This window comes from Anaerostipes sp. AF04-45 (assembly GCF_003461725.1).
Lineage (GTDB): Bacteria > Bacillota > Clostridia > Lachnospirales > Lachnospiraceae > Anaerostipes > Anaerostipes caccae.
In genome coordinates, this window is the sequence record NZ_QTXQ01000004.1 from 307,527 (window position 1) to 333,880 (window position 26,354).

The window sequence follows — 26,354 nt, forward strand, 5'->3', positions numbered from 1 at the left end:
TGATTGCCGATATTTTAATGATAAAAGATGAAGTTTTAGTTATTCGACAAATTCACAGAAAAACTGTATGTAGCATTTGCTTTGGCAAGGACCTTCTGTTTTACAGAACAATCGTCGATCAGATAGGAAAATTCTTTCATGACATCCCATAAGTCCCTTGCCTCCTGACCACTTAATTCGGTTGTACGGTCATTCAGTAATTTCCCTACTGCGGCTGCGGTCTGCCTCACATTTTCTGTGCTAAAATCATTTCCAAGCAACTCTAAAAAAACTTCAGACATATATTTCATATTTGCTCCTTTTATTATCTTAAAAGTAACACTGCTCATGCTTATAGAGTAAAGCAAAATTCTGAAAAAGTCTATTCTTTTCGACAGACATAAAATGAAAGAATCCGTCTCTATTCGACAGAATCTCCGTTCATACTTTTCTTAAAAGTGTCCAGCAAATCTGACAATATACGTTTTTGTTTGGGAGTCAAACTTTCTACTTTCAGGAGAAGTTTGTTTTCACTCTCAATTATTTCCGGATCAAATTGATCTTTTAATATTTCATTTGGTGCTGTTTTTAATGCCTGACATATTCTGATAAACAGAGGCAGACTTGGAAGCCTGATCCCTGATTCTATCTGCCTGATGTGTCCGGCATTTACATCACAAATTTCTGAAAGAGCTTCGGAAGTCAGCCCTCTTTCTTTCCGAATCTGGTTAATCCTCTTACCCAACAATCTGCGTTCCATGTTCATGGCTCCAATCGGTATTATTTTCTCTCTCTCATATCCTTTCACAGCCTTATCTATAAGGTTTTAACATACATGTATTTCATTATATACAAAAGGTTTCCCGTTTCACTAGATGCGTAGACGTATGTATTATAATCTCTCAGCACACAAAACAGATGGATATGAACATGCTTCTTCTTTTATGTCGAATTTTGTCATCCATTTTCTGTTTACAAGATTCATAGAAAAGCCGTCTATCAAACGTGACAGGAACAGGATATCAAGATGAAAATAAATCTATGAGTCATCGGGAGCTCAGCTTTTGCAGCCATGACTGCAGAGCAGGACACTATTATGGAAATAATGGGGAAGGATATGTTAGATATACCGGCTTCATAAGAGGAAATCGGAACAATGAATGCGGAACTGAAAAGGAAAGATTATTCCTGCTGCTGATCTTTGGAAAAATTCATTGCAGCGGCAATCTCAGAAAATTTCCCGGTAATATAGCCATAATTTTCTCTTTTATGGGGAATTATGCACTGACTGCAGTCTTTCACGCCGTTTTTTAAATTAAAACTGCCGCCGCAGTTCTCCCCAAGCATATAGAGCGGACAGTAACAAAAAAGACAATTAAAGTTTTCAATATCATCTGTTTCATGGCATGGAAAATACTCACAGTCTCTGTGCCGGAAAAATTGATAGTTTTTTTTCTCTCTCTTCATAATTTACTTCCTGTCTGATGTTCTGAAACGAGGCGGACGAGACTTTCGGCCGACGCCTGCTCTGCAATATATACCTTCATTCCAACTTCTTCTGCCGCCCGGGCAGTCTGCTCTCCGATGCATGCTGCCTTCATTCCTTTGATGCACGTATCCGCCACTGCAGCCGCAAATCCCCGGACTGTGGAAGCGCTTGTAAAAACTGTCCAGTCGATCTCTCCCGATTCGATCATTTCTTTTACAGGGACCAGCTGCCAATTCTCATATTGAGTGTCATAGATTCCTATATCATCTGTCTGAATTCCGGGCTTTTTATGAAGAATCCGTATCATTTCCTGATTTCCCGAAGCTGCCCGCGGTATCAGGATGTGCTCCGTACCTGTAAGTCTGTCCGCGAGTGTCCCGGCAAGAGAAACTCCGTCATAATGTTCGGGTACCAGATCACAGAACAGGCCTCTCTCTTCCAATGCATTTTTTGTGCCTGCACCGATGGAGGCTATCCTGCAGGAACCAAGGCTCCTGATATCTTTCTTCTGATGTTTCATTTCCTCAAAGAAGATTCTGACTCCGTTGACGCTTGTGAACACGATCCAGTCATAAGAATTGATCTTCTCAAGAGCCATGGAAAGTTTCCTCTGGTCTCTTACCGGCTCTATACTGATAGAAGGCATTTCCAAGACTTCTGCCCCCTGATCTCTGAACATGGCAGCTGTCTTTTTGATAAGCTCCTTCGGGCGTGTGAGTAAAATGCGGCATCCCGCCAGAGGGAGGTCTTCATACCAGGCAAAATCTTTTGAAAATCTGCATACCTGTCCGACGACAATGACCGCAGGAGTCTTTATCCGGCTTTTGCACACGGCTTCCGGAAGTTCACGAAGCGGCGCAGCAACTCTTTTCTGTCCTGCCGTGGTTCCCCTGGAAAGCACGGCAGCCGGCATCTGAGGGTCCATTCCCGCAGAGATCAGGGAGTCAGCGATATCCGGAAGTGATGAAATTCCCATCAAAAACACCAGAGTACCTTTTGTTCTCACGAGAGCTTCAAAGTCGATATCATATTCTGACCCTGCTTTTTTGTGTCCGGTTATGATATGAACGGAAGAACTGAAATCCCTGTGAGTCACCGGGATACCGTTATATTCCGGCACCGCGATCGGTGAGGTGATGCCAGGAACGATTTCAAATGGAATCTGGTGTTTTTTTAACAGTTCCAGTTCTTCTCCTCCCCTGCCGAACAGGAAGGGGTCTCCTCCCTTCAGCCGCACGACAAAACGGCCTTTTTGAGCTTCTTTAAGAAGCAGCAGATTGATTTCTTCCTGAGGCATCGTGTGCTGTCCGGAACGTTTTCCGACATAAATGTAATCAGCTGTTTTGGGAAGTGCCGATAATATTTCGGTGCCGATCAGGCTGTCATAAATGATCACATCTGCCTTCTGCAGCACCTCCGCCGCTTTTATCGTCAAAAGGCTGATGGACCCGGGCCCTGCGCCCACCAGCCATACCTTTCCAGTCTTCATCGGTAATTTCTCCTTTTTATTTCCATCATAGCATATTGACAAGATTCTAACAACTCGATAAAATGGGAGAAATTGAATGTTTACAGGTGCCTTTTATAAAGGAGAATAGGAAAGCGGGTGAGATTCCCGCACGGTCCCGCCGCTGTATAGGAAGAGCTGCATTTCAATCATGTCACTGGGAAACTGGGAAGGCGGAATGCGGCAGTGAGGCCTGAGTCAGAAGACCTGCCGTAAACATGCGATTTACACCGGTCTGCGAAAGACAGCCGTTGTAGAATATATCGTCGAAGGAGCCGCGTCCTTCTGCGCCTATATTCGATGCGCCAGCATACCTGGTGTTTTCGGTGCTGCAGTTTTTTACACCGAGACACAGCGAAGTGAATCGAAAGGAGCAAACATGAAAAACTATCAAAAAATCATTGTAACCGCTGCATTGGCGGCGGCTGTCATCTTTGGCTTCGGCCGCACAGCCAGCGCCATGCACATCATGGAGGGGTATCTTCCTCCTCTGTTCTGTATCGCCTGGGGAGTTCTGAGCCTTCCGTTTTTAGCCGCAGGATTTTTTTCCATCAAAAAGACGGTCAGCAAAGACCGGCGGCTGATGACGATACTTGCTATGTCAGGAGCATTCATCTTCGTTATCTCTTCTTTAAAAATCCCCTCTGTCACAGGAAGCTGTTCCCACATGACCGGTACCGGACTTGGCGCCATTCTGTTCGGACCTCTGGCTGTAAGCATACTGGGCATCATCGTTCTGATCTTCCAGGCAGTCCTTTTAGCCCACGGCGGATTGACGACTCTTGGAGCCAACACTTTTTCTATGGCAGTCGCAGGGCCGTTTTTATCCTTCGCAGTGTATAAGATCTGCCAAAAATGCGGGCTGAACCGCCGGATCAGTGTATTTTTGGCCGCAATGCTTGGAGACATTTTTACATACTGTATTACCAGTGTTCAGCTGGCACTTGCATATCCTTCAGAACAGGGCGGCTTTTTGGCTTCTGCAGCAAAATTTCTCGGAGTCTTTGCTCCGACCCAGCTCCCTCTTGCCATCGTAGAAGGAATTCTGACCGTTGTGATCATTATCGCTCTTGAATCCTATGCCCGTCCGGAACTCAAGATTCTCAGCTTCATCAAGGAGGGACATGCATATGAAAAGTGATAAGAAAAAAGTAATCATCCTGCTTTTCGTGGCCGCCTTTATTGCTGTGGTACCTCTGTTTGCCTTAAAAGGCGCCGAGTTCGGAGGCTCTGATGATGCGGGCAGTGTCATGATATCAAAGATTGAGGGAAAGGAATATCAGCCGTGGTTCACTCCTGTGCTGGAAACCTTTATTGACGGAGAACTTCCGGGTGAAGTGGAAAGCCTCTTGTTCTGTGTACAGACCGGGATTGGTGTCGGGATCATTGCCTATAACCTGGGACGTTTAAGGGAACGGAAGCGCCTCCTTGCTGCGGCAGAGGCGGCAAACGATGCTGATTGACCAATACTGTCACCGGTCCGGGCTCAGAAAAGTAAATGTCATGGAAAAGTTCTGCTTTTCCATGACAACGCTTCTGCTCTGTATCCTCAGCAGATCTTTTTCTGTTTCGACTCTGGTCATTCTAAGCCTTGGCTGGCTGACGGTAAAAAAAGGCGGCATCTCTGTCCGCCGGTATATAAAGCTGATGCGTCTTCCTGCGGTCTTCCTGCTCTTGAGCACGCTGGCGATCCTCTTTAATATTTCCAAAACTCCTCTGGATGCATATGCAGTGCCGGCAGGTTCCTACTATATAACAGGAAGCTGGGAGTCGCTGATCTTCGGTTTCAGGCTGATACTCTCAGCTCTTTCTGCAGTATCCTGCTTATATTTTTTGTCTCTTTCCACCCCGGTGACTGACTTGATCGGCATTTTAAAGAAGCTGGGCTGCCCGGCTCTGCTCATAGAACTGTTTATGCTTATTTACCGGTTTATTTTTGTCTTATTGTCGGAGGCCACAGCCATCAGGATCTCCCAGGAGGCAAGGCTTTCCAACCGGAATTTCAAGACATCAGTCCATGCATTCGGAGGTATGGCTTCCGCCTTGTTCATGAAAGCAATGAAGCGTTCCGGCAGATTATTTGATGCCATGGAATCCAGATGCTATAACGGGAACATGCGGGTCCTTTTAGAGGACTATCCTCCAAAAAGGAAAGAAATTATTTACATCATAATGTTTGAACTTCTTCTGCTGTCTCTCATAATAGGAAGGAAAATTTACGGATGAAGATGGAATCTATTATAAAAGCCGATAATCTGTATTTTACTTATGACGGAGAGAATACTCCGGCGTTAAACGGGCTTTCCCTGGATATTCAAAAAGGCAAAAAAATCGCAGTCATGGGAGCCAACGGTTCCGGAAAATCTACTTTCTTTCTCTGTCTGAATGGAATTTTAAAGCCTCAAAAGGGAACTCTGTCTTTTTGTGGAACACCATATTCCTATGATAGGAAAAGTCTGTTAGAGCTGAGGCACAGGATTGGAATTGTATTTCAGGATCCCGATAACCAGCTGTTTTCGGCCAGTGTCCTGCAGGAAATCTCCTTCGGCATCTTGAATCTTGGAGCTGACAGCGAAACGGCTCTCAAAGAGACGGAAAAGATCATGGATGCTCTGGATATCACAGAGTTGAAAGACCGCCCTACCCATATCCTGAGCGGAGGGCAGAAAAAACAGGTTGCCATTGCTGACATCCTTGTCATGCATCCTGATATTGTAATCCTGGATGAGCCGGCTGCGGCTCTGGATCCTAAACATACGGCCCTGGTAAACGGAACCATAGATCAAATGACAGAAGCCGGATTGACTGTTCTGATCTCAACCCATGATCCGGACTATGCTTTCTCATGGGCGGACCAGATTATATTATTCCATCAGGGCAGAGTTCTGAAATCAGGATCTCCTATAGAAGTATTTTCTGATCAGGCAGCCCTTACCCTCACCAATCTGTCTCGGCCCGCCGTACTTTCTATGTATGGAAGTCTTTGCCGGAAAAAAATAATAAATACTGGAATTCCGATTCCCAAGAACCTTATGGAGCTTGAACAAATAATTGAAGGAATCTGAAAAATATCTGTCTGCGGAGGAAATAGATGAAGAAAAAAGCGATTTTAGCTGTCAGTTTCGGGACAAGCTATGAAGATACACGAAAAAAAACGATCGAAGCGATCGAACATACACTGGAACATCATTTCCCGGATCACAAGATGTACCGGGCCTGGACCAGCCGTATGATCCTTGAAAAAATAAAGATAAGAGACGGCATCCATATTGATTCTGTGCCGGAAGCCATGGCGCACATGAAAGCCGACGGCATTACGGATGTGATCATCCAGCCCACCCATGTCATCAATGGTGTGGAAAATGACCGGATGAAAACAGACGCGCTTTCCTTCCGGGACTCTTTTCATTCTATTGTCTTCGGGGCACCTCTTCTCTCATCGGAATCCGACAATGAAGCGGTTGTAAATGCGGTGGCATCGGAATTTTCGTGGATCACTGACAAAGATGCCCTGGTTTTGATGGGACACGGAACTACTCACTATGCCAATACTGTCTATGCTGCCCTTGACTACCGGTTCAAGGATATGGGGTTTAAAAATATCTTTCTGGGTACAGTAGAAGCCTTCCCAAGCATGCAGTCCCTGATGCGTATGGTAAAAGAATACCAGCCGAAGAAAGTCATTCTTGCGCCTTTTATGATCGTAGCCGGAGATCATGCAAGACATGATATGGCGGGAGACGACCCGGATTCCTGGTACTCTCAGTTTGTGTCGGCAGGATATCAAGTAGAATGTGTCATGAAAGGACTCGGAGAATATGACGGGGTCAGGGAGCTGTTTGCCGAACACGCGAAATCGTGTACCTAGATATTGACTTTCTCAGTCAATATGATATTATCTATAAAAATAGCATAAATGTTAATTACCGCCGGGTAACGTCTTATTTATTCCAGTAGGCCTTTGTTGGAATGAGTAAGGCGTTTTTTATTTCATAGGAAAGTTCTACGACCTTCCCTATGAAATAAAAAACGCTTCGCAGGCTGTACACAGATGCGTAAGGAAATTATTTGACTACGTCAAATCGCATCTGGTACGCAAAGTTGTCAAGCCCCTCAAAGATTGAGGGGTTGGGGTGTTGAAGTGTGGGCTTGCCCACTTTGTTCTTCCATAGGGAAGTCCTGCGGGGATGTACACAAATGCATAAGGAAGGTATATACCATATGAAAGAGATGTCATGTTTTAAAGTTTTTTTGAAGTATTCTTCGCTCAATGTACTGGGTATGCTGGGGCTGTCTTTTTATATTCTGGCAGATACTTTTTTTGTCTCCAGGGCATTAGGGGCAGATGGACTGACCGCCCTGAATCTTGCAATTCCGGTTTACAGCTTTATAAACGGCAGCGGATTAATGCTCGGAATCGGAGGTGGAACAAAATATTCAATTTTAAGAAGCCAGAAAAATAAAGTCAAAGCGAATCAGGCATTTACAAATGCTGTGGTTTTTACGGGAATCATTGCAGGTATCTTCTGCCTGCTTGGTATTTTCTGCTCCGGCCCTTTGGTTAGAATGTTGGGAGCCAACGAATCTGTGTTCCAAATGACAAAAACTTATTTACAGGTTATTCTGCTGTTTGCCCCAATGTTTATGGCAAACAATCTTTTGCTGTGTTTTATAAGAAATGACGGAAATCCCCAGTTGGCCATGACAGCCATGATCTGTGGAAGTCTGTCTAATGTTATTTTAGATTATATATTTATATTTCCTCTCGGAATGGGATTGTTCGGGGCAGCGTTTGCCACCGGACTGGCACCGGTAATCAGCATTTTGATTCTGTCCCCTTATCTGATCAATAAAAGAAATCAGTTTCATTTAAAGAAATGCAGGCTTTCGGCAAATCTGCTGCTTGACATTTTTTCAAGCGGACTTCCGTCTTTAATCACGGAAGTTTCTTCCGGTATCGTGATCATTGTATTTAATATGATCCTGCTGCGCATAGCGGGGAACATCGGCGTCGCGGCCTATGGTGTCATCGCGAATCTGTCGCTGGTCGTCATGGCAGTCTATACAGGCATCGCACAGGGGATACAGCCCGTCTTAAGCAGCAATTACGGTGCCGGAAACCATAAAAATGTTACTGCGATTTTACGTTACGCCGTCACTGCGGTTATTGTAATCTCCGCCTGCGTTTATCTGTGTATATTTTTCGGTGCGGAACCGATTACCGGAGTCTTTAACAGCAGTCACAATAAAACACTTCAGGATATCGCAGCCGCAGGACTGAAAATATACTTTACCGCCTCTGTATTTGCAGGTTTCAACGTTGTGGCTGCCGTCTACTTTACTTCCACGGAATACCCGCGGCCGGCACACATCATATCAATTCTCCGGGGATTTGTCATCATCATTCCTATGGCTTTTTTGTTATCTTCCCTGGGAGGCATCACTGGGGTTTGGGCGGCCTTTCCCACGACCGAGCTGCTTGTCAGTCTGATTGGAATGATCCTGCTTTTTCAATTTCATAAAGTAAAGAAAGAAGATTCTTGACATTAGGAGTTCGTCTGTTATATTATGAATTGCTCGGAGGGCAAATCATTTGGATGATAGGCCGGACAAGGGTATAGATTGAATGATCAATCTGTTCCCTGTCCGGCTTTTTTACGTCTAAAATTATCATTTATTTTCAGGAGGATCACAATATGGATTTTTTAACAGGAAAAATCAGACCACTTTATTTTAAATATTTATCAGCCGCTTTCTGCAGTGCACTGATAACTTCTGTCTATTCTGTTGTAGATATGGCCGTGGTAGGACAATATCAAGGCCCGGAAGGTACAGCTGCTCTTGCCGTAGTTGCCCCAATATGGAATATCATTTACAGCCTGGGACTGCTCATGGGGATTGGAGGATCGGTAATCTTCAGTACCTTAAAAGGACGAACAAATCTTAAATCACGTGACGAAAATGAATATTTTTCTGCTTCCGTCATTGGTTCCGTTTTCTTAGCTGTAGCTGCATGGATCATTCTAATCTTTTTCGGCAAAGAATTCTTTTCCGGCGTCCCCCGTGGCTGACTGTTACCATGTCCCCTTCCCTCTTCCCCAGATAGTTTGATGAAACTTCTGTCAGCATCATCTCATTATCATACTTTGGAACGCGTCCCTTTAAAGGGTCCAGGAAATTTTCATTATTAAATTGGCTTACAACCTGCAGCAGCATTTTCTGATGTTCCATATCTAAATACTGGCTTTCCGTTGAATAGATTGATTTTACCTCAGATAATTTTTTCGTATCTTCTATAAAATCCTGAAACAGTATACTGCTGTCGGCGGACAAATCTGATGTGTTTGCAATGGAGATATCTGAAGCTGAACTTCCGAATAAGACTGCTGTTTTTCTAATATCAGTCATATTTTCATGCAGTGCCGAGATACTCACCATGAAATAGATCATAAATCCGCAGACAATGACTAAGAGCAGATACTGGGGAAGACGAACCGATACATGTTTCACAGCCAGCCTTAAAGGCAGCGAAGGAAGATTGAGTTTTACCAGGGAAACCTGATACCTTTTTGTAAAACAGATGTCTTTTTTACCATTTCTTATGGCCTGAACAGTTGAAATCTTTTGGACACACCGAAGGCTCATCCAGGCAGTCAGTACGACAAAAAGGGCAGCCGCCAAAATTGAAAGTATGACCGGTTCCAGGCGTATCCCTCCGTGCCATAAAATCCCTGAACCTTCCATTGCAGTTTCTCCCAGAGAAGGTACGGTAAAAAATGACCCAAAATGTCCGGCCACTCCTCCGGCTCCAAATAAAAACGCCGTCTGCAGGATTTTTGCACCCAAAAGCTTCCTTTTTGAATAGCCAAGAGCGTTAAGAATCCCCAGTTTTTTGTAATCATCCTCCAAAGATGAGGCGATCAGGTAGCGGATAGTGATCAGCATGACCGTCAGCATAAGCAGACTGAATAGAAAGATCAGTCCCAAAAAAATGTCTGTCAAAGCCATGGCCGACATTTTTATCAGCGGCTGTTCGATATATTCTGTTCCCTTTCTGGCAAAGCCTGTTTTGCCGTTCAGCTCTTTGATCCTGGACGTGAAATCCTTCCCGGTATCATGATTCGTCCAAAGACTTACCATCGTGCTCTTATAGTTTAAAGCTTCCGTTGTTTTTGAAAGTTTCTCATATGTTTTCCGATCCAAAAACAGTTGTTTAAAACCGGTCATTGTGCTTCCGAGAAACGGGTCTTCAAAAAAACCTGCGATTCGGTACTTTTTGATCTGACCGGACAATTTCAGAGTCACAATATCCCCTGTCTCCAGGTGCTTGGAATCCTTTAAGGTAATGGGGAGATAAATTCCATCCCGTTTCCGTGTTCCTTCTGTCAGGCTGTACTGGTCCGGAAATGCCCGGATAATGGTACCACTGGAAAACCAGCTGTCATCTTTGAAACGGACAATCTGATTTTCTCTGAGCAGAAGGATATTTTCCTTCATAACTTCTTCTGTCTCCGGCTGCTTTTGAAGGTTTTTAGTAACTTCATCTGCGTCTGAATGCTGTCCTTTGTTAAAAATATTGATGACTTCCGGCAGGTGCATCCTGGCAGCCGCCTCGTCATACTGCTCCTGGCTCTGCCATAGAACAGAGACGGACGTTGATATTAACAGGGTAATCAAAAAGCTGAGAAGAAAAATAACCGCTGCCTGGCTTTTCCGTTTTCGGATATCATACTTTATCATCATGAGGATGCCCATACTACCACCCCATTCCCGAAAGCCAGCCAATCAGCTGTTTTTCTCTTGCCGCAGCACTCTTTTCTTCATATGGGGCAAGGTTTAATTCACCCTCGATTTTTCCATCCTTCAAATATAAAATACGGTCGGCCATGAGCGCTGCTTTTATGTCATGAGTTACGATTAAAATATCTTGTCCAGTCCTGCTCATAGAATAGAGAAGTTCTAATATTTCTTTTCCGGAAGATGAATTTAAGGAACCGGTTGGTTCATCGGCAAACAATATTTTGGGATGATTAATTAATGCTCTTGCAATGGCACACCGCTGCTGCTGGCCCCCGGACATCTGTGATGGCAGCCTTCCGGAAAGTTCAGGTATTCCGATGCGCTCCAGCAGATCTCTGGCCTCCTCGTGTGTTTTTCTTCTGCTTCTTCCCTTTTTCAGATATCCTGCAGTACAGATATTTTCCAAACATGTCATATGGGAAAGAAGGTTCATCTGCTGAAAGATCAATCCTGTCGTCTCCTGTCTGAACCGGGCAGTTTCCTTGTCATTCTGTTTCCGAAGGAGTTCTCCGCAGATAGAGACAGTACCGCTGGTGACGGAATCCATCCCGCTCAGCATGTAGAGCAGCGTGGACTTTCCGGAACCGCTGGGTCCCATGATCACGGTGAACTGCCCCTCGTAGATCTTCAGATCGATATTTTTTAATATATGCATCTGTTGGCCTTCGCTGGCATAGCTTTTACATAGGTTTGATGTCTCAATGATTGATTTCATACTTTGATCCTCCTTATGCTGCTATCCTAGCAAAAGAATTCTTAAATAGTCTTTAAATCACGTGCTTTACTTTTAGAAGATACAAAGAAACCTGCAGTCCTTCCCTGTTCTCAAGTTCCAGCTTCCCTTCCATCTGTCTCATCAGCAGCTCACTCAAGTACAGACCAAGCCCCGCTCCCTGCTGATTAAGGGCATTCCTTCCCCGGTAGAACTTTTGCTTCGCATATAAGAAGTCCTCCTCAGGAATTCCCGGACCACAGTCTTTGATACGAATCACCGCGTACTGCTCCTGATCTTCCATTTTAATTTCCACAGGAGAACCTGCCGCATATTTTTCAGCATTTCCAAGAATATTTTGAGAGATAATCGTCTCCGCCAAGCATCAGGCCTTTTACTTTATCTGTATCACTGGTCCTGGCAGAAATGAAAATGACAGGAAGCTCTGTTTCGTTTCTTAGCTTTTCTATGAACTGAAAGCCATTCATTCCGGGAAGATTAATATCCAGGATAATCAGTCTGATAGGATGCTGATACAAAGCTTCAAATGCCTCTTCGCCGCTTTCTGCCCGGATACATCCAAGCCCCTTTTCTTCCATATAATCTATAGCGATCTCTGCCAGATCCCTGTCGTCTTCTACGATCAAAATCTCTGATTGAAGCATGGAATATCCTCCTGTCTGTCATGCCGGGAATGAGTCATTAAATAATTTGTCAGGTACACACCCTGGCGTTGTGCCCGCTGTTCTTTCACAACTTTGTACCCTCTTTTTTCAAAGAACGGTTTTGCAGTAATGGATGCATGTGTGATAATTTTTCTCCCTTGTACTGCCTGTTCCAGCTGATCGCAGATAGCTGAGGCAATTCCTTCTCTTTGATAATCTTTATGAACGAACAGGCGGTCTAAATATCCTGTATGATCAATGTCTCCAAAGCCCACGATAACATCATCTTTAACTGCAACATATGTAATATTTGCTGATAAAGATTCATTCCATCTTTTTAAATCGGCACTTCCGGCTGCCCACACATTTAATTGTTCTTCAGTATAATCTTCTGCGTTGACTGCGTGGATCGTGTTATAAAAAAGTTCCGCCAGTTCCTTACCGTCAGAAGATTGATATATTCGAATTGATAGGTTTTTCATAATATTCTTTCTATGTGCTAAAAAACAGCTCAAAAGATCTAATAAAAAGTTTCAAAAAAAGATTGCCAAGTCACATACCACGCGTGTTTTTATCATTCGTTAAAATAAAAATATATTATTTAACCCCTCCTGCCAGGGGTGGTATTGTCCGTTCTAAATCTCCTCTCAATGCTCTTGCATTAAAAATACGACTATGATCCCGGACAAATACTTCTAAATTGCGTAACCAAAAATCCAGAGAAACTTTTCTATCTTCACTTATAAGTATAAGGATATCCTGTAAGTATTCCCTCATCATAAATCCTTGCTCTACATTACCTAATAAGTTTTTATATTTCTCTGTAAAATCACATTTTGCAGACAAATTCCCTCTAAAATAATCAGGTCGAATCTTTTCCACACTGTCTAATTGATGGAGCATCAAATAGACATTATGTAATACAAAAAGAACTTCACTTTTGGGCAATGCTTTCACTTCTCTAACCAATACAATAAGTTGTACACATGCTCCCTTTAAGTCATCTTGATCTAAACATTTTATTTCATCATTTAGTATACTTTCTTTATAACTTAATTCTTCTCCATATACTGAAACATGGTTTATTAAGGATTTTGCTAATTCACAATAATCATCATCACCAATATATTTAACTATCAACGATTTTTGGTATACTGTTTTTCTATAAAAATGCCATCCAGTTTTAATACAGGGTAAATATACAAAATATACAATATCATTTGTTACAGTTATAGCAGACAATACAAACCATCTAATGCCCCCAAATATATTATTATTTCCTAATAGATGTTCTAAATTTATTTCATCTCCATCTACTAGTCCCCCTATAGAAAAACTATTCTCTGAATGAATAGCTCCGCTTGTATTTAATTCACCTAATGTCATAAAATCATTTCTTATATTTGCAATTTGAATTTTTACATTTAAGATTGGAGAATTTTGAGGATTTCTAGCAAAAATAATTTCGTTTTTAATATAGAAAAAAGGTAACGATTTCTCGAATTTATCCTTCTCGTCCATTTCATATTTCTCTTCTTTCTGTTTTTCTTTCTCTAAACGTTCTTGTTTGTCTTTGTTCACCTGAAAAAAATACAATAAAGCAGGTATCGTTAAAGGAAGAGTAAGTTCTATAAACTTAATAATCGCTTGATTGTTACCTAATAGATCCATAATTTTATTATTACAGAAATATATTATTATTAAAACGAATATATAGCTTAATATTAATTTAAATAACATCATAATACTATTCCTCAATTATTATCTTGTTCATCTATCTCGCAGCTTCTTTTAATGCTTCTCTCAATTCTTTATCGCATGCATAAATATATAATCCATTCACTCCCCGGGTCATCAGGACTCTTACTTCATGCTGGATTAAAGTTTCTCCAAATCTCTGCTTCGTACCATCCGACAATGTACGTTTTCTGGTTGCTTTTAAATTCCAGCTTTCACTTGGGTCGAAAACAATCTTGCCATTGCGGTACTTAACAGACGGGCCAAGGATTACACCTGCGTAATTCAGGTCAAATCCCTGAATTGTAAAGGTGGAACCCACCTCATCTATTGTCTGCGGCTGTTCCGCCCAGGCAAGTGTTTTATTCTTGTTTTTCTCTTCTCTTCCCAGTTCCTTGTCCAGCTCATGGTTCCATGGTTTATGCCAATCACCGATCAGCACTTCCCAATATTTCTTCATTCTCTTTTCCATGGATGAATTCTGGCTATATTCCCAATCATAGGTTGCTATCATCCGGGAAAGCTTATGTTCTTCCTCCGCGGCTTTCGTCTTGACTGCAGTCTCAAGCTCAGCCGGATGTTCAAAGATTTTTATCTCATATCCTGTGGTATCCATTGGAATTGCTGATAGATGATTCTCCTTTGTAAAATCATCTATCCAGGAAATCGTTTCATCTGATGCAGTAATTCTCATCTGCTTTGTCAGCTTAAAATGATTTCCATTTTCTTTGGCTTTCTCTCTATAATTTCCTAATATTTCTGTTTCCCAATACTGCTCTGTTGTCAAAATCTGATTTTCATCAAACATAACCACAGTGACTTTGGCCCTCTCAATGATATCCTGGAGCTGATTTTTACCCCGATAGGATTGTTTTCCCTGTGTTAATAGCAGATGAGCCTCATCAATAAATGCCACGTCTATCGGTTTATCCGCTGAGTGATGATTGATAAAAGTTGTTGGTTTAGATACAACCCTTCCATATTTATTTTTTAAACCTAATTTTTCTGCTATTTGCTCATATACCGTAATCTGCTCATCATGATTTACTATCAGACAACACTGGAAATCCGTCATTTTTTCTTCTTCTGCCATCAAGTACAGCTCGTAAAAAGTGCTGCTGTTAAGAACGGTTTTTCCTGTTCCGGCTTCTCCGTCAATAAAAATAAGCTGTCCATCTCCATTCTGCTCATTCAATACACTGAAAACCCTTTCTATAATCCTGTCTCTTATATCTTCCTGCTCTTGTGTCAGTTTATGAAGAGGTGAAGCCTTAAATAACGCTGAATCCTTTATAACACTTTCATTTGGAAACATTGATGGGTCTGTTTTTCTCAGCTTATGCCAGATCCTTCGAAAGATATCATTCACTTCAAAATCAGGATAATATCTGTTCTGCGGATTTGTCCTTTTATTATGTATTCTTTTTACCGAATCAACCCCCATCATATAAAGCATTAAGCGGTTTTCAATATCCATGGTTAAAGATTTATTAAAATGGTCATGGCCGATAATATACAAACTTGCCGACTTTCTTCTCAGCTGGGACCTCCAGTTCTGTTTGTCCTCTGATTGATCAAAATGCTGTTTTGTTCTCTGAATAATATTATTTGATTCACCCACATATACCTCATAGCTTCCGCTCTTTTTCCAGTTATGTATATAAACCGTAGGATAATCTAACAAGACTGTTTTTTCTTTTTCTGAAGCCTTATTTAATAATTTTTCCTGAAAATTATGTAAGCCATGCATATTGTCATTTATTTTATGTATGATAGGTTCCAAATCAATTCCTTGTATCATGTTTATAAAAAAATAAACACATACTTTCCTTTCTTTTAAAATATCTTTTCTTACAAAACAAAAGAAATTGCATTACAATCTTCACTTAAAATCAACAAATTGTATCATTTCCTTCTTAAATTCTAATATCTTCCTGTGTAATTGTCAAACAGGTGTCCTCTCCTTATGAGCCGTTATAATCCCGAAGTTCTGCTGATTTTACTTTCTCCACCGAAGATGCTAAAATAGTGCCAGAATAATCGTTAAACAATCACATCCGCAAAGGAGGTTTCTATGGAATCGGCAGTTACACGTGACGAAGCTTTTGAGCTGTTGAAACAATATAACAAAGAACCTTTTCACATCCAGCATGCACTGACAGTGGAAGGTGTCATGAAATGGTATGCAAACGAACTAGGCTTCGGACAGGAAGAAGACTACTGGGGCATCACAGGACTTCTTCATGATATTGACTTTGAACTTTATCCGGAAAAACACTGCCAAAAAGCACCGGAGCTCCTGCGGGCAGGAGGTATTGGAGAGGACATGATCCGCTCTGTCTGTTCCCACGGCTATGGGATCTGTTCCGATGTCCGGCCTGAACATGAGATGGAAAAAGTCCTGTTTGCGGCCGACGAACTGACTGGTCTGATTGGAGCCGCTGCATTAATGCGTCCTTCTAAAAGCGTACAGGATATGAAACTATCCAGTGTCCGCAAAAAGTTTAAAGATAAAAAGTTTGCGGCAGGATGTTCCCGGGATGTAATTTCACAAGGAGCTGAGAACCTCGGCTGGGAGCTGAATGAACTATTTGAAAAAACGATTCTTGCCATGCGTTCCTGCGAAAATCAGATCCGGCAGGAAATGCAAAAATATGAACAGTAGGAGGTAACCCACCATGTGTATTAACAAAAAAAGACAAGCAGATGTTACCCTCCATGCAGAGCCGAACAAAAAAAGTGCCGGCTGCATGGAGTAAACAGGCACTTTTGATATGCGGCTTTGCATCCAAGAACAACGATGTTTAAGGAAACGAGGCCAAATATGAAATATAAAAATGCATCTTCCCTTCTTCCTGCGGCCCTTGTGGAACAGCTTCAGGACTACCTGCAGGGAGAATATTTATATATTCCTAAAAAAGAAGATCAGCATAAAAGCTGGGGTGACCAGACCGGAAGCCGGCTCAGGATCAGCAAACGCAATGCCTGTATCCGGAGAGATTTTCAGCTTGGGAAGTCAATAGAAAATCTGTCAGAGACATATTTTCTATCTGTACACACTATCAGGAAGATTATATACAGCAAATAAAATATCTGGAAAAAGTGCGGTTTATAGATTGGAAACCGCACTTTTGTTTTGCGCATGAAACTTTCTGAATCCATAAGTATAAAATGATTCTGTATCAATTCGTATATTGAGGGAAACTTATCTCTCTGATATTCTTTGATGCAGGAGGTGTTACTTATGAAACAAAATAGAAAGACTGCATCATTTGGATTTGCACAAACGGATATTACCCCGAGCGTATCCGTAGAAATGGTTGGATTTTCAAGAACAAACAATAAATCAAGGGGTGTTCTTCATCCATTGAAAGCACAAGTCCTGATATTCAGGACCGCAGATAAAACAATATGTCTGACAGCCATCGACAGTCTGGGATTTACCGTAAAATTAACGTCTCAATTAAGGAAGCAGATGTCAAATGTACTGAATGTTCCCGTTGACAACATCATGATCTGCTTTTCCCATACTCACTCTGCTCCGAATGCTGCAGCAGAAAGTGCCTATTTTACCTTCGTGTGTGACCGTATATGTTCTGTCCTGAAAACGGCCCTGAAAAATATGAAACCATTCTATGCCGGATGGGGTATTGCAGAACATGACATTGGAGTCAATCGGAGATCCGGAAAAGTTTTAAGAGATCCCCGTCTGGGAGTTTTAAAGCTTTCCAAGCCCGATGGCAGTCCGGCACTGCTCCTGCTTCGGGTATCCGCCCATGCAAATGTCCTTACAAGTGACAACTATAAAATTTCTTCCGATTATTTCGGCGTAACCAGACAAAAACTTTCTGAATCGTTTGGATGTCCGGTTATGATGATTCAGGGGGCATCTGGAGATCTCCGCCCCAGATTCCAGCAGGAAAACGCTGAGTTTATGGAGATTTATGGTGTGGACGCCTTAGAAGAACCATATACTGCCCAAGAAAAAGAAAAATATTTCAGACAGAGCACAGAATCCTTAAACAAAATGGCAGAATCCGTATTTCAGTCTGCTGCTTCCATCTTTACTGCTTTAAAAACAATGCCGGTATACTGTGTCTCTATGTGTTCTGTAAGACACAGGTTCACAGCCGATGTTCCGCCTTTGAACCGGGCCGCTGAAATCGCGGCTGAAGCAAAGGAAAAGGCCAGAATTGACGGAACAGGATGGCTGCAGGAGGTCCGCAGGCTGCACCATGAACACATCCCTGCTCAGACAGCAGACATTGAATTTCAATATTTTTTATTGAATGAAGGATGTCTCTGCGGTGTTCCCAATGAAATCATGTGCGAAATATCTCTGGATGCGTGGCATCGGTCAAAGGATTCCCTTCTTTTCCTAAACGGCTATACCAATGGGATTGACAGTTACCTTCCCACAGCTGAGGAATATGATGAGGGCGGTTATGAAGTCCTCTGGTCTAATCTGATCTATTATCCTTATCACGGAAGGGTCATGCCGCTGAACCGGGAATCTGCCCGCCGGATGGCATCCTTTGCAGTGGCTGACCGAAAGAATCTTCTGGCGGATTAGTCTGCCCCTATTCTTTTTTCTGCCTGATGTGAAGTCTTCCAGGCTTTGACATGATTGTTTTCCATGACAGGGTGTAATCTCAGCTGATACTGCCCGCCGTGCTGACGGACCGTCCGGCTCAGTTCCCCGTAAACCAGTTCCCGTTTCTTCTGCTGGGAAACAGGAATACTAATGTCCGCCGTTATGAGAATGTTTGCCCCAGATTTGATCAAATAAAAATGATGGATGTTTAATAATCGATGGATTTCTTTCGCTTTCTCTTTTAAATCTTTTTTTATTTCCTGTATCTCAGGAGACTCTTCTGCCATTATATCCGCCTGGACCGTACAGCTGCATCCAAACTTCTGCTCTATTTCTATAGAAAGCTCTGAGGCCCGGGCGCAGACAGTATTTTCTGTTCCAAGAACCTTTGCCGAGACCACATAATGGTTGAGCCCGTAGTCATGAATCATTAATTCATAACAACTCTTGATGCCTTTCTTTTGCATTATCATCTCTTCTATCTTTTCTGCTATGGAACTATCGGCCTGCATACCGATTACTTTCTGTACAATGGCTGAAAAGCTTTTGACTCCATTGAATATAATCAGTGCCGCCACTCCGACCCCGCACCATCCATCTATTTTCCAGGAAGTAAATTCTGCGGCGAGAGCTGAAATCAGTACTGCGGATGTAGCGAGTGCATCGGCCAGTGAATCATTTGAAACAGCTTTTAATGTCTCTGACTGCCGCCGCTCTCCTGCCCGCTTCTGTATAAAATGCATCCATATCTTAACAAATACAGACAGGAGCAGCACAATAAATACGGAACCCGGATACTGGGACTGCTGTCCTTGATATACGGCGGACCCAGAGGATTTGAGCAGTTCTAATCCTATCGTGATTACCGATGCAGAGGTCAGCATGCCAAGGATCCATTCCAGTCTCCCGTGCCCAAACGGATGATGTCTTCCAGCGCCGCATCCTGCCGCCCAGAGCCCAAGCATTGTAATAGCCGATGTCCCTGCATCTGTCAGGCTGTTCCATCCGTCTGCGGTTATTGTTACAGAATGGCTGACAGCGCCGGCTCCAAATTTCACAGCACACAGCAATAAGTTTAATGCAATGCCCAGCACGGTAAGTCCGAAAATGCCGATTCCTTTCTTTTCCCCTTTCATATATTTTCCTCCTTCATCTGTTCCATAGACCGGCTGCCGTTTTGGATTCCCAATATTTCATTCATCTTCCATGCAAACCACAGAGTCATCAGTGCCGAACAGATATCCGCCGCCGGCTGAGCCCACACAATCCCTGAAAGTCCGAAGAGTTTTGGAAGGATTAAAATACACGGAAAGAAAAAGATCCCCTGCCTTCTTAAACTCAGAATACTTCCGGCACCGCTTCTCCCTGCCGACAGATATAGGGAGGCATAAACCATCTGAAACCCAAAAGTAAGAAACATCAGCGCATTCAGCCTCAGTGCTTTTCCTCCCAGGGCCAGCATCTGAGGGTCAGTTCCAAACAGCCCGATTACCTCTCCGGAATACAGAATACATAGAAATGACATGAGAATACAAAAGGCAGTAGACCATAAACTGCACAGCTTTACCGCCTCTCTGAGCCGTTCATACTGCCCTGCGCCAAAGTTAAAACCTGCAAACGGCTGAAATCCCTTCATAAAGCCAAAGACGACATAGATACCGACCGTCATGACCCGGCTGACTGCACCCATGGCTGCGACTGCATAATCCCCGTACTCTTTTGCCGCCGTATTTGTAAGGCCCAGTGCAGCACTGGCAAACAGCTGAAAGGTCAGGACAGGAATTCCTATTTTTAAAATCTCCTTATAGACAGCACCTTTTATTGTAATTTTACGAATAGATGGTTTTAGCACACCCTTTTGTCTTCTCAAGTAATACACATACATCAGGGAATTGACACAAAGGGAAACCACTGTAGCTGCAGCGGCCCCGCGGATTCCCATGTGCAGTCCGTATATCAGAAGCGGATCCAAAATCAGGTTCGTCACACTTCCGGCCGTCATAGTAAATCGTGTTGATCCCTGGGCCGTCAGAAGGTTATTCATTGTCACATTAAATACATTGAGTATAGAACCAGAAACATAAATCACAGCATATTCTCTGGCGTAGGGTAAGATCGTTTCTGTAGCTCCAAGTGCCGACAATATCGGTGTTAAAAAGCACAGGATCAGGCCAATAACTGCCGCTCCTGTCAATAGTCCGGAAAATAAAGCCGTTGAGGCTGTCTGGTCAGCCAGAGCGTACTCCTTCTCCCCGAGCAGCCGGGAAATATAGGAAGATGCTCCTGCACCGAACATCATCCCCAGTCCGATGACCAGCTGGACAACAGGAAAAACCACAGAGACTGCACCCATTTGGCTGATTCCCAATCCTCCCACAAAATAAGCGTCCACAGCATTATACAGAGCCGAGGCCAGCATACCGATCATCGTGGGGATGCCGAGCTTTAGCAGCGCCTTTGACACCTTTTCTTCTCCTAAAAGAAAGTTGGTTTTCGTTGTTTGTTCCATTTTTCTTACCTCCAAAAGTATTTTTTATCTGAACGGATCACTTTTCCGTACAAATCAGAAGAATTATAATATTGAATATATATTCAATATTGTTCAATAAAAAAGGGAACCGGCTCAAAAACCGATTCCCTGCAAATACATCTTCGATATTTTATTTAGTAATTCCATAGCCCATTCCTCGCTTTCATAATGATATGCAATCTGAAGCAGCGCATCTACAAAATTGTTGGCTACAATATGCACAAACACCGGATCATGGTTTTTTAACATGTCTTTGTGTGAATTCAGATGATGCTCAATTTCACTGACTAAGCGCTCTTTTTCATCCTCATATTTGGTCTTTGTGCTTTTATCCATCATGATAATCAATTCCCTGCGGTGTCGGAAAAGAGTCCGGATACAGTTCTCTTCCATTTGGCTCAGATACTTATAGTCTTGATAGTCCGGAGAGCCGCCATGTTTCATGACCCGTTTCCAGTCAAAACAAACCGGCCTTAAAACTTCATCAAACAAAGCCTCTTTATTTTTATAATAGGAATAGATCAGTCCGGCGGGAATCCCTGCCCTGCCGGCAATGTCCCGTATCGTTGTGCGGACATATCCATGGATAAAAAACTCTTCCAGTGCAGAATCAAGAATACACTGGCGTATTTCATCTTTTAAGACTTGTGCCATAGCGCCTCCTAATATTAAACTTTAATTCAATATTATAAGAAAGCCGGGATTTTGTCAACTATTGTTTCATCTTCGCTGCAAATTTCATCTTGATGACTGACGGCAGCAGACAAAGCAGCGTGTTTCTTGACATCTTTGTATTATATAGTTATAATTATAACAGTTATAAATAGAACTATATGGAAAGGAATGTATTTGATGCAGAATCATGTTTTAACCTATGCCAATCATTTCAAACATCTGTACCGCCAGACATTTCAGCCCTTGTCGGAACAATATGAAATGTCTCAGCTGGAAATTGATATTTTGCTCTTTCTGAAAAACAATCCCCGGAATAATACCGCCAAGGAAATCTCAGTCATGCGGGGGTTTGCAAAATCCAATGTTTCAAAAGCCGTGGAATCTCTCAGGATACAGGGTTATCTGACCACCTCTCCTGATCCCGGTAACCGGAAGGTCCGCCGTCTGTATCTGACTGAGAAAATGCAGAACAGAATCGACGCCCTTTCAAAGTGCCAGGAACAATGTTTCGCACTTCTCCTCGATGGATTTACAGAAGAGGAGCGGCTCAAGCTGCAGGAATTTTTCAGCAGGATCGACGAAAATATTACAAAGTCACTAAATCATAAAAAACACAAAGTATGAGGTAACAGCTATGTTGTATAAATTTATCATTTGTTTTTTAGCCGGAATCGGCGCAGGATTGGGGACAGGCTTCGCTGGAATGAGTGCAGCTGCAGTCATAAGTCCCATGCTGATCACTTTTCTTGGAATGAATCCATATATGGCAGTGGGCATTGCCCTGGCAAGCGATGTTTTTGCCAGCGCAGTTTCAGCTTATACATATGGAAAACACAAGAATCTGGATATTAAAAACGGACTGGTCATGATGATTTCTGTGCTTTGCTTTACACTAGTCGGCAGCTATATTTCCAGCCTTGTGCCAAGCACTGCTATGGGCGGATTTTCTACATTCATGACTTTGCTGCTGGGAATTAAATTTATTGTCCGTCCTGTTATGACCACAAAAAGCAGTATGGATTTGGTGGATGCAAAAAAAAGATTTCTTCAGTCTGTTCTCTGCGGATCTGTCGTCGGTTTTATCTGCGGATTTGTAGGAGCGGGCGGAGGCATGATGATGCTCCTTCTGCTGACCAGTGTCTTAGGGTACGAACTCAAAACTGCTGTTGGAACCAGTGTATTTATCATGACATTTACTGCTCTGACCGGATCTCTGAGTCATTTTGCCATCGGCGGACGCCCGGATATGCTAAGCCTGCTTTTCTGCGTGCTGAGTACATTTCTCTGGGCAAGAGTAGCAGCGAAGTTTGCAAACAAAGCTTCGGCGATCGTATTAAACCGGGCAACCGGTGCGGTCCTTACAGTGCTTGGACTGGCGATTGTCACAGTGAATTACCTTTAATCAAAAGGGCCGGATCCACTAAGGTGAGCCGGCCCTTTTGAATGCATCGATTTATCTGGTTCCATCTATCATATAAAGCAGTGCATTTACAATACACGCCGCAATATTGCTCCCGCCTTTTCTTCCCCTTGCCACAATATACGGAACTTCAGCATCCATGATCAGTTCTTTTGACTGGACCACATTAACAAATCCCACGGGAACCCCTATTACCAGATGAGGATCCAGTTTCCCTTCCCTGATCAGCTCATACAGCCTGACCAGTGCCGTCGGGGCATTTCCAACTGCAAAAATGAACTTCTCACCTAAAGCCGCCGCTTTGTCCATACTCGCCACAGCCCTTGTGGTGCCGTTTGCTTTTGCTGCTTCTGCAACATCCTCATCGGACATAAAACAGTGGACCGTTCCCCCATACCGGGCCAGTTTCTTTTTATTAATGCCTGCCCTGCCCATCTGCGTATCTGTCACAATGGACGCGCCGTTTTTGATGGCATCTATGGCAAGTGATACTACATGATCCGAAAAGCAAAGATTTTTTGCATAATCAAAGTCGGCGCTAGTATGAATACAGCGCTTTACGATAGGTTCAGTTCCGGGAATCAGCGAAAAAGCCCTCATTTCCTCTGTTATGATCTCAAAACTTCTTGCCTCGATCTGGGCAGGCTCCACATTCTCAAGTTTAATTTTCATTAGTCTTCTGCTCCTTTATGAAGGATTTCATATATTTTTTCCATATCCAGATGCTTTCTCAGTTCATCTGCCAGCAGATCATACTGCTCTTCCTTTAACTGCCGGTAATCCGTCGCCGGAGCATCGGAAAGATCGATCCCTTTCTTTTCTCCAATGGCACGGACAATCTTTTCCGCCGTATCCGAGAGTTCAAAAATGCCATGTAAATAAGTGCCGTAGACATTTCCTACCCAGGTTCCGCAAAGCTTTGTGACGCCGTTACCTTTATCCTCAAAAAACGTCAGCGGTTTTGCATTGCCGTGCTGTGAAGAGATTCCCATGTGAATTTCATATCCTTCAAAGGGAGCTCCTGAGATCGGATACAAATCACCATCCAGCTTAAGAAATCTTCCTTTGACCCGGCTTCTTGTTTTTTGTTTGGAAAAGACGGTGTCGATCGGGAGCAGTCCCATTCCTTTAACCATTCCTCCTGTCTCCACATGATGAGGGTCAGACAGTACTTCTCCCAGCATCTGATAGCCTCCGCAGATTCCAAAAATAATCGTTCCCCGGTATGCTTCTTTGAGGATCATATTTTCCAGGCCGGACTGACGGAGCCACAGGAGATCCTCAATGGTATTTTTGCTTCCCGGAAGCAGGATCATATCCGGATCTCCGAGTTCTCCCGGGGTTTTCACATAACGCAGTGAAACATTTGGAATGAGTTCAAACACGTTAAAGTCCGTAAAGTTAGAAATCCTTGGAAACCGGATCACAGCAATGTCGACCAATTCCTTTTTTGTTTTCCGGTCAAACTTCTCGCTCAGACTGTCCTCATCATCTAATTCAAGATTCATATAGGGGGTAACCCCCACGACCGGGATCTGCACTTTTTCTTCCAGCATCTCAATGCCGGGATCCAGGATCGTTTTATCTCCCCGGAACTTGTTGATAATCATTCCTTTCACTCTTTTTTGTTCTTCCTCTGTCAGCAGCATCATGGTTCCGGTCAGCTGTGCAAAGACGCCTCCCCGGTCGATGTCTCCCACTAGAAGTACAGGTGCATTGGCCAGTTCTGCCATGCCCATATTGACGATATCGTCCTGTTTCAGATTAATCTCTGCCGGACTCCCCGCACCTTCTATGACAATCATATCATATTCCCTGCTCAGAGCATCAAATGCCTTTTGGATTTCAGGAATCAGCGTTTTTTTATATGCAAAATAATCTCTGGCGCTCATATTGCCAAGGACTTTCCCATTTACAATCACCTGAGAGCCGGTATCGCTGGATGGCTTTAAAAGAATCGGATTCATATAGACAGACGGTTCGATTCCCGCCGCCTCTGCCTGCATGACCTGGGCACGTCCCATCTCCAGCCCGTCCTTTGTTATGTAAGAGTTCAGCGACATGTTCTGCGACTTAAACGGAGCCGCTTTATAGCCATCCTGCTTAAATATTCTGCAGAGTCCTGCAGTCATAAGACTTTTCCCGACATTTGACATCGTTCCCTGAATCATGATTGTCTTTGCCATGCTGTTTCTCCTTTCGTGAACGCCTGAAGTGTCCAGATAAACCGCCGGTTTTCCTCTTCTGTCCGGACTGCGATCCTGAACCATCCTTTTGAAAGTCCCTCATAATTCCGGCAATTCCTGATCAGAATTTGATTTGAGAGACAATATTCATAGAAATCCTCCGGGCCTTTGAAAAATATATAGTTGGCTCTGGACCCGTAAATTCGAAAGCCTGCTTCCTCCAATGCTTTCTTTAAAATATGTTTCTGTTCAGACACGAACCGGACTGACCGTTTTAAGTAGGACTGCTCCGACAAAGCCGCTGTTCCTGCGGCCTGGGCAGGAGACGACACTCTCCATGGCTGGGTCACTTCCGTCATTTTTAAAAGGACCTTTTCGTCGGAACAGATACCGTACCCGAGACGGAGACCGGCCATGGCATAGCGCTTTGTAAATGCTTTCAGCAAAAAAATATGGCGGTTATATTTCAGGCAGCCTGCCAGTTCATAGTCCTGTCCTTTCGGGACAAAATCCAGGAAACACTCGTCCACTGCAAAAAATACCTGATGTTCTCTGCACTTTTGTGAGAGTTTCAGCAGCATTTCCCTGTCGGTCAGTTCTCCTGTGGGATTGTTTGGATTGCACAAAAACACCATATCCAAAGCCGGTGTGATTTCTGAAAGGATCTTCTCTGTCACACGGAATTCTTCCTGTTCTGTCAAATAAAAATAGGTTATCTGACAGCCCACACTTTTCAGTGCCTGTTCATATTCTGCGAAGGTCGGAGCTAAGATCAAAGCTTTCTTAGGCTTTAACGCCAGTGTCAGGGCGAAAATAAGATCTGCAGCGCCGTTGCCGCAGATCAGCCAGGACTCAGGAACCTGTTCCCACTCTGATAATGCCTTTTTTAATTTGCTGCAGTGAACGTCCGGGTAATGTTCGATTCCTTCGGCCGATTTCCGAACAGCTTCTTTGACACTCTCCGGCGTTCCAAGAGGATTTACATTGGCGGAAAAATCAGTTATATGCCCGTGACGGTAAATATCTCCCCCGTGTATATGTTTCTTCATGCCGCTCCTCC

The 26,354-nt window shown here is 43.2% G+C and carries 29 protein-coding genes and 1 riboswitch; of the genes, 12 read left to right on the top strand and 17 right to left on the bottom strand.

Annotation, left to right across the window (positions count from 1 at the left end; translation table 11 throughout):
* Window positions 1-35: 35 nt before the first annotated feature.
* From DWV34_RS08340 to cobA, 4 genes are all read right to left on the bottom strand, one after another.
* The gene (locus tag DWV34_RS08340) at window positions 36-290 is read right to left on the bottom strand and encodes a hypothetical protein (RefSeq protein ID WP_009289659.1); all 255 of its coding nucleotides are present in this window, start codon (window positions 288-290) and stop codon (window positions 36-38) included.
* Between the two features lie 110 nt (window positions 291-400).
* Window positions 401-739 carry a helix-turn-helix domain-containing protein gene (locus DWV34_RS08345; protein WP_022261025.1) on the bottom strand — a complete coding sequence of 113 codons (339 nt, stop codon included), beginning with the start codon at window positions 737-739 and terminating at the stop codon, window positions 401-403.
* 422 nt (window positions 740-1,161) lie between these two features.
* Window positions 1,162-1,446, bottom strand: a complete 285-nt coding sequence (locus DWV34_RS08350) for a cysteine-rich small domain-containing protein (RefSeq protein ID WP_006567013.1) — start codon at window positions 1,444-1,446, stop codon at window positions 1,162-1,164.
* On the bottom strand, window positions 1,443-2,957 hold the full coding sequence (gene cobA, locus DWV34_RS08355) for a uroporphyrinogen-III C-methyltransferase (protein ID WP_118475914.1): 1,515 nt from the start codon (window positions 2,955-2,957) through the stop codon (window positions 1,443-1,445). The genes DWV34_RS08350 and cobA overlap by 4 nt, the downstream gene beginning before the upstream one ends.
* Before the next feature lie 66 nt (window positions 2,958-3,023).
* Window positions 3,024-3,204: riboswitch (cobalamin riboswitch) on the top strand.
* Window positions 3,205-3,354: 150 nt separating this feature from the next.
* Between cobA and DWV34_RS08360 the strand changes: the two genes are divergently transcribed.
* The 7 genes from DWV34_RS08360 (at window position 3,355) to DWV34_RS08390 (ending at window position 9,046) form a co-directional block, all read left to right on the top strand.
* Entirely contained in the window at window positions 3,355-4,116 is a 762-nt protein-coding gene (locus DWV34_RS08360) for an energy-coupling factor ABC transporter permease (RefSeq protein WP_009289663.1), read from the top strand.
* Window positions 4,106-4,438 (top strand): energy-coupling factor ABC transporter substrate-binding protein, encoded by a 333-nt coding sequence (locus tag DWV34_RS08365; protein ID WP_054334963.1) that lies wholly within the window; start codon window positions 4,106-4,108, stop codon window positions 4,436-4,438. Before DWV34_RS08360 ends, DWV34_RS08365 begins: the two co-directional genes overlap by 11 nt.
* A complete protein-coding gene (cbiQ, locus tag DWV34_RS08370) occupies window positions 4,428-5,201 on the top strand; it encodes a cobalt ECF transporter T component CbiQ (protein ID WP_009289665.1) in 774 nt (257 codons plus the stop codon). Before DWV34_RS08365 ends, cbiQ begins: the two co-directional genes overlap by 11 nt.
* Window positions 5,198-6,040: an energy-coupling factor ABC transporter ATP-binding protein gene (locus DWV34_RS08375; protein ID WP_009289666.1), complete on the top strand. Its 843-nt coding sequence runs from the start codon at window positions 5,198-5,200 to the stop codon at window positions 6,038-6,040. Before cbiQ ends, DWV34_RS08375 begins: the two co-directional genes overlap by 4 nt.
* 26 nt (window positions 6,041-6,066) lie before the next feature.
* Complete coding sequence (locus DWV34_RS08380) at window positions 6,067-6,843, top strand: sirohydrochlorin cobaltochelatase (RefSeq protein WP_118475916.1); 777 nt, start codon at window positions 6,067-6,069, stop codon at window positions 6,841-6,843.
* A 353-nt stretch (window positions 6,844-7,196) separates the two neighbouring features.
* Window positions 7,197-8,519 carry an MATE family efflux transporter gene (locus DWV34_RS08385; RefSeq protein ID WP_187115076.1) on the top strand — a complete coding sequence of 441 codons (1,323 nt, stop codon included), beginning with the start codon at window positions 7,197-7,199 and terminating at the stop codon, window positions 8,517-8,519.
* 152 nt (window positions 8,520-8,671) lie between these two features.
* Window positions 8,672-9,046, top strand: a complete 375-nt coding sequence (locus DWV34_RS08390) for an MATE family efflux transporter (protein ID WP_330416985.1) — start codon at window positions 8,672-8,674, stop codon at window positions 9,044-9,046.
* Here the strand turns inward: DWV34_RS08390 and DWV34_RS08395 are convergent.
* The 7 genes from DWV34_RS08395 to DWV34_RS08425 all read right to left on the bottom strand — a co-directional run bounded on the left by DWV34_RS08395 (window position 8,994) and on the right by DWV34_RS08425 (window position 15,510).
* Complete coding sequence (locus DWV34_RS08395) at window positions 8,994-10,730, bottom strand: FtsX-like permease family protein (protein ID WP_118475920.1); 1,737 nt, start codon at window positions 10,728-10,730, stop codon at window positions 8,994-8,996. The two genes, DWV34_RS08390 and DWV34_RS08395, sit on opposite strands and share 53 nt — an antisense overlap.
* Before the next feature lies 1 nt (window position 10,731).
* Complete coding sequence (locus tag DWV34_RS08400; RefSeq protein WP_118475923.1) at window positions 10,732-11,490, bottom strand: ABC transporter ATP-binding protein; 759 nt, start codon at window positions 11,488-11,490, stop codon at window positions 10,732-10,734.
* Between the two features lie 52 nt (window positions 11,491-11,542).
* On the bottom strand, window positions 11,543-11,803 hold the full coding sequence (locus DWV34_RS08405) for a sensor histidine kinase (RefSeq protein WP_227031892.1): 261 nt from the start codon (window positions 11,801-11,803) through the stop codon (window positions 11,543-11,545).
* Window positions 11,804-11,825: 22 nt separating this feature from the next.
* Window positions 11,826-12,152: a response regulator gene (locus DWV34_RS08410; protein ID WP_118475927.1), complete on the bottom strand. Its 327-nt coding sequence runs from the start codon at window positions 12,150-12,152 to the stop codon at window positions 11,826-11,828.
* A complete protein-coding gene (locus DWV34_RS08415) occupies window positions 12,131-12,634 on the bottom strand; it encodes a GNAT family N-acetyltransferase (RefSeq protein WP_118475929.1) in 504 nt (167 codons plus the stop codon). The genes DWV34_RS08410 and DWV34_RS08415 overlap by 22 nt, the downstream gene beginning before the upstream one ends.
* Window positions 12,635-12,749: 115 nt before the next feature.
* Complete coding sequence (locus tag DWV34_RS08420; protein ID WP_118475931.1) at window positions 12,750-13,895, bottom strand: hypothetical protein; 1,146 nt, start codon at window positions 13,893-13,895, stop codon at window positions 12,750-12,752.
* 31 nt (window positions 13,896-13,926) lie between these two features.
* Window positions 13,927-15,510, bottom strand: a complete 1,584-nt coding sequence (locus DWV34_RS08425) for a DNA/RNA helicase domain-containing protein (RefSeq protein WP_233444275.1) — start codon at window positions 15,508-15,510, stop codon at window positions 13,927-13,929.
* A gap of 453 nt (window positions 15,511-15,963) precedes the next feature.
* Between DWV34_RS08425 and DWV34_RS08430 the strand changes: the two genes are divergently transcribed.
* The 3 genes from DWV34_RS08430 to DWV34_RS08440 all read left to right on the top strand — a co-directional run bounded on the left by DWV34_RS08430 (window position 15,964) and on the right by DWV34_RS08440 (window position 18,462).
* Window positions 15,964-16,554: a hydrolase gene (locus DWV34_RS08430; protein WP_118475936.1), complete on the top strand. Its 591-nt coding sequence runs from the start codon at window positions 15,964-15,966 to the stop codon at window positions 16,552-16,554.
* A 159-nt stretch (window positions 16,555-16,713) separates the two neighbouring features.
* Window positions 16,714-16,977, top strand: coding sequence for a CD3324 family protein (locus DWV34_RS08435; protein WP_009289684.1), 264 nt, complete (start codon window positions 16,714-16,716; stop codon window positions 16,975-16,977).
* Between the two features lie 156 nt (window positions 16,978-17,133).
* Entirely contained in the window at window positions 17,134-18,462 is a 1,329-nt protein-coding gene (locus tag DWV34_RS08440; RefSeq protein ID WP_009289685.1) for a hypothetical protein, read from the top strand.
* Here DWV34_RS08440 and DWV34_RS08445 read toward each other — a convergent pair.
* The 3 genes from DWV34_RS08445 to DWV34_RS08455 all read right to left on the bottom strand — a co-directional run bounded on the left by DWV34_RS08445 (window position 18,459) and on the right by DWV34_RS08455 (window position 21,667).
* A complete protein-coding gene (locus DWV34_RS08445; RefSeq protein WP_118475938.1) occupies window positions 18,459-19,619 on the bottom strand; it encodes a cation diffusion facilitator family transporter in 1,161 nt (386 codons plus the stop codon). The genes DWV34_RS08440 and DWV34_RS08445 overlap by 4 nt on opposite strands.
* Window positions 19,616-20,992 carry an MATE family efflux transporter gene (locus DWV34_RS08450; protein ID WP_009289687.1) on the bottom strand — a complete coding sequence of 459 codons (1,377 nt, stop codon included), beginning with the start codon at window positions 20,990-20,992 and terminating at the stop codon, window positions 19,616-19,618. Before DWV34_RS08450 ends, DWV34_RS08445 begins: the two co-directional genes overlap by 4 nt.
* 114 nt (window positions 20,993-21,106) lie before the next feature.
* Window positions 21,107-21,667 (bottom strand): TetR/AcrR family transcriptional regulator, encoded by a 561-nt coding sequence (locus DWV34_RS08455; RefSeq protein ID WP_009289688.1) that lies wholly within the window; start codon window positions 21,665-21,667, stop codon window positions 21,107-21,109.
* Window positions 21,668-21,865: 198 nt separating this feature from the next.
* Here DWV34_RS08455 and DWV34_RS08460 point away from each other — a divergent pair, with 198 nt between their 5' ends.
* Entirely contained in the window at window positions 21,866-22,312 is a 447-nt protein-coding gene (locus DWV34_RS08460) for a MarR family winged helix-turn-helix transcriptional regulator (protein ID WP_118475940.1), read from the top strand.
* Window positions 22,313-22,322: 10 nt separating this feature from the next.
* Window positions 22,323-23,090 (top strand): sulfite exporter TauE/SafE family protein, encoded by a 768-nt coding sequence (locus DWV34_RS08465; RefSeq protein ID WP_009289690.1) that lies wholly within the window; start codon window positions 22,323-22,325, stop codon window positions 23,088-23,090.
* A 51-nt stretch (window positions 23,091-23,141) separates the two neighbouring features.
* Here the strand turns inward: DWV34_RS08465 and DWV34_RS08470 are convergent, their stop codons facing one another.
* The 3 genes from DWV34_RS08470 to DWV34_RS08480 are packed head-to-tail and all read right to left on the bottom strand — an operon-like array spanning window position 23,142 to window position 26,343.
* Complete coding sequence (locus DWV34_RS08470) at window positions 23,142-23,780, bottom strand: precorrin-8X methylmutase (protein ID WP_009289691.1); 639 nt, start codon at window positions 23,778-23,780, stop codon at window positions 23,142-23,144.
* Window positions 23,780-25,294: a cobyric acid synthase gene (locus DWV34_RS08475; protein ID WP_118475942.1), complete on the bottom strand. Its 1,515-nt coding sequence runs from the start codon at window positions 25,292-25,294 to the stop codon at window positions 23,780-23,782. Before DWV34_RS08475 ends, DWV34_RS08470 begins: the two co-directional genes overlap by 1 nt.
* Entirely contained in the window at window positions 25,276-26,343 is a 1,068-nt protein-coding gene (locus DWV34_RS08480) for a pyridoxal phosphate-dependent aminotransferase (protein ID WP_009289693.1), read from the bottom strand. Before DWV34_RS08480 ends, DWV34_RS08475 begins: the two co-directional genes overlap by 19 nt.
* Window positions 26,344-26,354: the final 11 nt, after the last annotated feature.